The 5,290-nt window shown below is 56.2% G+C and carries 5 protein-coding genes and 1 pseudogene; 3 read left to right on the top strand and 3 right to left on the bottom strand.

Going from position 1 to position 5,290, the window contains the following annotated elements:
- A pseudogene (locus AC1DH9_RS24165) lies at positions 1-186 on the bottom strand (MFS transporter); the annotation flags it as partial.
- 98 nt (positions 187-284) lie between these two features.
- On the opposite strand from AC1DH9_RS24165, the gene AC1DH9_RS24160 reads away from it, so the two are divergent.
- The gene (locus tag AC1DH9_RS24160; protein ID WP_477808908.1) at positions 285-1,226 is read left to right on the top strand and encodes a LysR family transcriptional regulator; all 942 of its coding nucleotides are present in this window, start codon (positions 285-287) and stop codon (positions 1,224-1,226) included.
- A 144-nt stretch (positions 1,227-1,370) separates the two neighbouring features.
- On the opposite strand, the gene AC1DH9_RS24155 is transcribed toward AC1DH9_RS24160, so the two are convergent.
- On the bottom strand, positions 1,371-1,760 hold the full coding sequence (locus AC1DH9_RS24155; RefSeq protein WP_103315998.1) for a MerR family transcriptional regulator: 390 nt from the start codon (positions 1,758-1,760) through the stop codon (positions 1,371-1,373).
- Between the two features lie 74 nt (positions 1,761-1,834).
- On the opposite strand from AC1DH9_RS24155, the gene AC1DH9_RS24150 reads away from it, so the two are divergent.
- Together AC1DH9_RS24150 and AC1DH9_RS24145 are read left to right on the top strand one after the other, a co-directional pair.
- Entirely contained in the window at positions 1,835-2,914 is a 1,080-nt protein-coding gene (locus AC1DH9_RS24150) for an SDR family oxidoreductase (protein WP_427542818.1), read from the top strand.
- A 166-nt stretch (positions 2,915-3,080) separates the two neighbouring features.
- Positions 3,081-3,980: a DMT family transporter gene (locus AC1DH9_RS24145; RefSeq protein WP_427542815.1), complete on the top strand. Its 900-nt coding sequence runs from the start codon at positions 3,081-3,083 to the stop codon at positions 3,978-3,980.
- A 49-nt stretch (positions 3,981-4,029) separates the two neighbouring features.
- Here the strand turns inward: AC1DH9_RS24145 and AC1DH9_RS24140 are convergent, their stop codons facing one another.
- Complete coding sequence (locus AC1DH9_RS24140) at positions 4,030-4,989, bottom strand: hypothetical protein (protein ID WP_477806179.1); 960 nt, start codon at positions 4,987-4,989, stop codon at positions 4,030-4,032.
- Positions 4,990-5,290: the final 301 nt, after the last annotated feature.

Below are 5,290 nucleotides of genomic sequence, written 5' to 3'. Positions count from 1 at the left end.
CGCTTGCGACACACCAAATGCCTCGGCGATTTGCGGCAAAAGTCCTGCTGGCACCGTTTCGTTGGCGGTGGCGATAAAGCTCCCCATTGTCAGCGCCAACAGGGCCGCCAATGGGAGACGCCCGGTAGTGAGGTATTCGGTATTGCCCGATGTCGTGAAAGAGCCATTTTCAAATTGCGAAGTCATGACCTGTGCTCAGAGGAATGGGAGAGGTGAGTGTGATGAATTGCTTCGAATTTGATAATTGGTCTACCATTTGATGAATCATCAAATTTGAATTGAATATGGCTACTGACCGATTGGGCGACATGCGTTTGTTTGTCGAAGCGGCAGCACTCGGCAGCTTGTCTGCCGCAGGGCGCAAACTGGCGCTGTCGCCGGCCGCGGCCAGCGCGCGACTTATCAAGCTTGAGGCGGCGCTGCGCACCAAGTTGTTTGATCGCACAACGCGTCAGTTGCGCCTCACGGAAGAAGGTCGGTTTTATTTGCAGCAATGCTGGGTCGCATTGCGGGCTATCGATGAGGCGGAAGCGGGGCTTCAAGCCAGTCAAACAGAGGTGCGTGGCAAGGTACGGATATCCGCATCTGCCGATTTTGGCCGCAATCTTTTAAATGACTGGCTTGAGACATTCAGTACATTGCACCCGGAACTGTGCATCGCGCTGACGTTGTCGGACTCGGTGTCAAATCTGATGCAGGACGATGTCGATCTGGCAATCCGGTTTGGACAGCCGCATGACAGCTCGATGATCGCCAGGCAGTTGGCGCCCAACTGGCGAGTACTGTGCGCTTCGCCTGATTATCTGGCGCGATACGGTGAACCCCAAACCCCTGCTGACTTGCCTGGCMACAAGTTCATCGTGCTGGTGACCTCTGCAGGTCCATTGAACACCTTTCACTTTGTTGTGGATGGTCAGGAATGGAACCACACCGTTCCCATGAGCCAGGCATGGGAAACCAACGACGGCGCCCTCGCGCGCGCATGGGCGTTGGCTGGACATGGCATCGCACGCAAGACCATTTGGGATGCGGCAGCCGATGTCCGTGCTGGACGACTGAAAGTCCTGTTACCTGACTTTTGTGTCCGAGAGGCCGGCGTCTACGCGGTATTACACGGCAATCGTTACCGGATTCCCCGCGTGCGTGTATTGCTGGATTTCCTGACCGACCATTTTGATCGCGCAACCGATGAGCTGTTGTTCGACCTTAAAGCACCTGATGCCTAATAGATGGCGCCTGTTTAACCACGCAAGGTCTTTTGGGCGGACGCTTACTGTCTAGGGCCTGGCCACAAGGTTTGAGAAAATGCGTAAGCGATGGACTTGAAGCTGGAAGCAGGCTGCGGCTTCCGTTTCCCGGATGCTGACCGTTCAGTTGGAAGCGTTGTTTAGCTGCTGAAGCTCAAGTTGCCTGGCAGCACTGGCTTCGAGGTTTGCACGCTCTTGATCCAGATACCGATAAATGCTTTGGAAGTTGGCGATTTTCTGTTTGATTTCTGCCATCTTCTTTTCAATTAACTTAGCGCCGTCAGCACAATCGATCAGCTTGTTGCGCTGCGCATCCAGAATCTCGCCTATTTCCCCCAGGGAAAACCCCATGCTTTGCGCGCGTTGGATAAAGTCCAGATCCTGCAGAGTTTGCGCTGTGTAAACGCGATAGTTGTTAGTTTGCCGCAGCGATGAGATCAGGCCGATTTGCTCGTAGTAACGCAGCGTATGGCGGCTGGCGCCGCTGCGGGCCTCGAGTTCGCCGATTTTCATGAAAACACCGCTTGACTATAGAGTTGGGTCGATAGTTTACGCTTGATTTCTCACCTTGAACAAGGAACAGGGAAATGAGCGTGGAGTGCTTTGTCACAGGGGGTACCGGCTTCGTCGGTCAACATTTGGTGGCGTACCTGAGTGCAAAAGGTCACACCATTCGGGTGTTGATGCGTCGCCCAGAGCGACTAGCTGCACTGCGCGAGCAAGTCGATAATTTGGGCGGGTGCGCAACCCGGGTATTTGCCGTAGCTGGCGATCTGGAACGGGACAACCTCGGGCTGAGTCTTGCTGACCGAGAAGTGCTAAAGCACGCCAGAGTCATATTCCACCTGGGCGCCCACTTCGCATGGGGGCTTTCAGTGGAGCATTCTCGTGCGGTGAATGTGGAAGGGGCAAAGCGTGTGGCGCTGTTGGCGGCTGAGCAAAAAAGCCGTTTAGTGATGATCGGCGGCTACATGCTGAAAAATCATGAACATCTGCAACGCATCGGAATTGATCCTCGTTATCCGGAGTTGACGAATTGGCCTGCCGTATACCGACAGGTCGGTGGTTACGAGGGGAGCAAGCTGGAGGCGCATTTTGCGACCCTGGAGGTCATGTCCGCCAAGGGCGGGGAGATTACCGTTGTCCATCCTGCGACGGTCTGTGGCCACAGCCGCACGGGGCATATCCTTGATGGTCAGCCGCTGGTGGAGCTGATACGCAACCTTGTGCAGGGAAAGCTGACTGCAGTGCCCGGTACCGCCGAGCACTGGCTGCCACTGGTCACCGTGGATTACCTGGTTGAGATAGTGGCGGTTTGTGCTTTTGATCCTGCCATGGTGGGCCAGGAACTGCTGGCGCTTGATGAGCAAACTCCCAACTTGCGAGAACTCCTGGCACAGGTGGCACAACCTTTGGGCTTAAAGTCTCCCAAGCATTACATTTCACTTCGATTGCTGAAGTTGCTACTGAGTATTCCTCCCGTCGCGTGGTTTTTGAATACAAAACCCGAAGCCTTGGACTTTATCCAGACCACTCGTTTTGATACAGCGGCGGTCGAGCAATTTGCCAACAGGCATGGAATAGCCAAACCGGATATACGTCAGTCTTTGCAGCACACTGCAACGTTCGTCAACTCATATTGCATAGCCAAGGGCCAGGCCCTCTGACTTCTCCCTTGGCGGTGACAAGAAGGCGAATGGCGTCCTACTGGGCGATCCAGCTTATGCCACCATAAATACTGGGGTTGGTGGGATCTCGTATCCTCCAACTTTGCGCCGTCGATATAGGGCGGCATTCTATCGAACGACAATTCAGCGACAGGGATCGTCATCAATGCAATCTACTTTCAGCAAAGGCGTCATATTTGCACTCTCCGCTGCGGCACTGAACGCAACGATCGGTGTACTCAGCAAAGTGCTCATGAATGATGGTTTCACCGCTAGCAGTGTCGCTGTCATCAAGACCGTACTGGGTTGCGTGCTTCTCTCGATCTTACTGTTTTTCCTCAAGCGCCCGGCGGCGTCGACTAAATGGACTCAGGCGGCTATTTGCGCATTCCTTGGCATCTTTGTGCTGTTCCATTTCGAAACGTCCGCCTATCGACACTACGCTGCGGCAGGTGTGGTGGTGGTGCTGATGGCCAGTGCCTCAATTTCCTCGATCATTCTGGGGCGCATTTTCCTCAAGGATGCCATCACCGCGAACGCTACCGTTGGCGCCGCACTGGCTATTGCCGGGATCTCGGTGATCTTCGGCGGCGACCTGCAACAGGGCTTTACCCTGCAAGGTGCTGCGCTCGCCTGCATGGCCGGCTCCGGCTATGGGGCCTTTTCGGTTGCCATGAAGCGTATGGGGGTGTCGGGGGGGCTGCACTTCACCCGACAATTGTTGTTCTTTGGCAGCCTGTACCTGCTGATGCCGGCTGCGGCCGATGGTTTCGCGATGGGCGAGCTGTCGCCGCTGGCGATCGCCGCGCTGCTGGCACTGGCCACGCTGCCGACAATCCTGGGCTTCTTCTGCACCACCAAGGCCATCGAGTATCTCAAGCCATCCCAAGTGCAAGCGCTGGAGCTGACCGAGCCACTGTTCGCCGCGCTGCTGGCTTTTGTGGCGCTCAATGAAGTACCGCGCGAAAGCCTGTACGCGGGAGCGGCACTGATCATCCTCGGCCTGTGTTTCTCCAATGAACTAATCCGCTTGGGCAGCAAAGCATCCGTCCCTTCGACCGAGTGAGCTATTTTCGGACTCGGATTTCTCGTAACGACGTGCAAACCAGGTGTTTTCACCCATCAGTATTCGAGCGTTTTGTGCAAACCGACTTTTTCAACAGAATCGGCCGATTGCTGGCTGTCTCGTCCGGCCGGGGGCCGACGCTGGCTTGCGCCCTGTCCACCAGCCGTTGCACCCACTCGGCATCCTGGTTATTGACCACGGCGTAGCGGTCCGGGGGGAAAAAGGTCCAGTGATGGGCGACCTCGACAAGGCGCTTGAGTTCATCGGCAGACACCCAATACGGCGTGTCGACCAATGGCATCGGCGCGCCGCCGAAACGCCGGCCGAGAGGGAGGTTGGTGCCGGGGGCAAAGGCGATCGCCAGTTCCTGGCAGGGTTGCATTTGCTTGTCCTGCGTGGGCATTTTCCCAACCCGTCCATAGTTGAAGCTGCCCGGATATTCTTCCTTGAGCACCAGCCAGTGGCCCGCAGTAGTCTTGGCCAGGACCCATTGCGACACACCGCTGTCTTGCACGCATTCAAGCTTGCCGTTTGTCCATTGCATGAGGGTGTTGCAGTCCGGATCATAATCGGAGGACCACAGGCTGGTGCCAGATACCAGGCTATGGTGCTCAAGCTCGGCCAACCCTTGGTCCGGCATGGACTGCCAGTAGCGTTTGGTCGGGTCGTGGGCATCGCGCAAGAAGTTGCGTAACCCCCAGGCAGCCATGAAGAGCAGCGTCGCGAGGGCAAGCCAGCCAAAGGAGGCTCCGACGATCCGGTCAATATCCAGGCCGGGGGCGAATAACGAGCGATAGAGCAACAGGCCCAGTAAAAACGCGATACCCGGCAGAACAGGGCCAAAGCACAACGGCGGCACTAACACCTCGATCCAGCTGAAGCGGTGCCTGAACGCGTGCTCCCGCGCCCAGGCTTGCTCCTGGGCGAGCATCGGCGCCTGTTCGCGTGGGGCAATGCCAGGGGCGGGTGTCTGAAAGCGCATGGACAGTGTGTAGGGGTCATCTCTCATGGATCAAATCATGCTCTTGAAGTAATCGCTCTTCGGATACTTGAGTCATTCCTGCGACTCAGATCCAGTGACGTCCGACGCAGAATAAGGCGTAAGAATGAAATGCATACCTTCGAGTGACCGCAGTCGAATTCAGTCCGTCGCCAGAGATCACAAACGGCCAACTGCAAAATTACGTAATAAGCCGCCGACATTTACAGAGCAACGCAGGAGAGGTGCGCCTGTAATGCGGGGAATGGCCGCAGCGGCTGAAAAGCCAGAAATGAGTGAGTGATCTGAGCGTTTTGGATCGACTCGCCAC

It is taken from the genome of Pseudomonas sp. 05T35, from assembly GCF_056396605.1.
The sequence above is the reverse complement of the archived record's forward strand: the minus strand, read 5'-3'. Positions and strand labels throughout refer to the sequence as shown.

Bases quoted from the DNA above. Each gene is read 5' to 3' on its own strand.
- AC1DH9_RS24155 (WP_103315998.1), bottom strand. From the start codon at position 1,760: ATGAAAATCGGCGAACTCGAGGCCCGCAGCGGCGCCAGCCGCCATACG.
- AC1DH9_RS24150 (WP_427542818.1), top strand. From the start codon at position 1,835: ATGAGCGTGGAGTGCTTTGTCACAGGGGGTACCGGCTTCGTCGGTCAA.
- AC1DH9_RS24145 (WP_427542815.1), top strand. From the start codon at position 3,081: ATGCAATCTACTTTCAGCAAAGGCGTCATATTTGCACTCTCCGCTGCG.
- AC1DH9_RS24140 (WP_477806179.1), bottom strand. From the start codon at position 4,989: ATGAGAGATGACCCCTACACACTGTCCATGCGCTTTCAGACACCCGCC.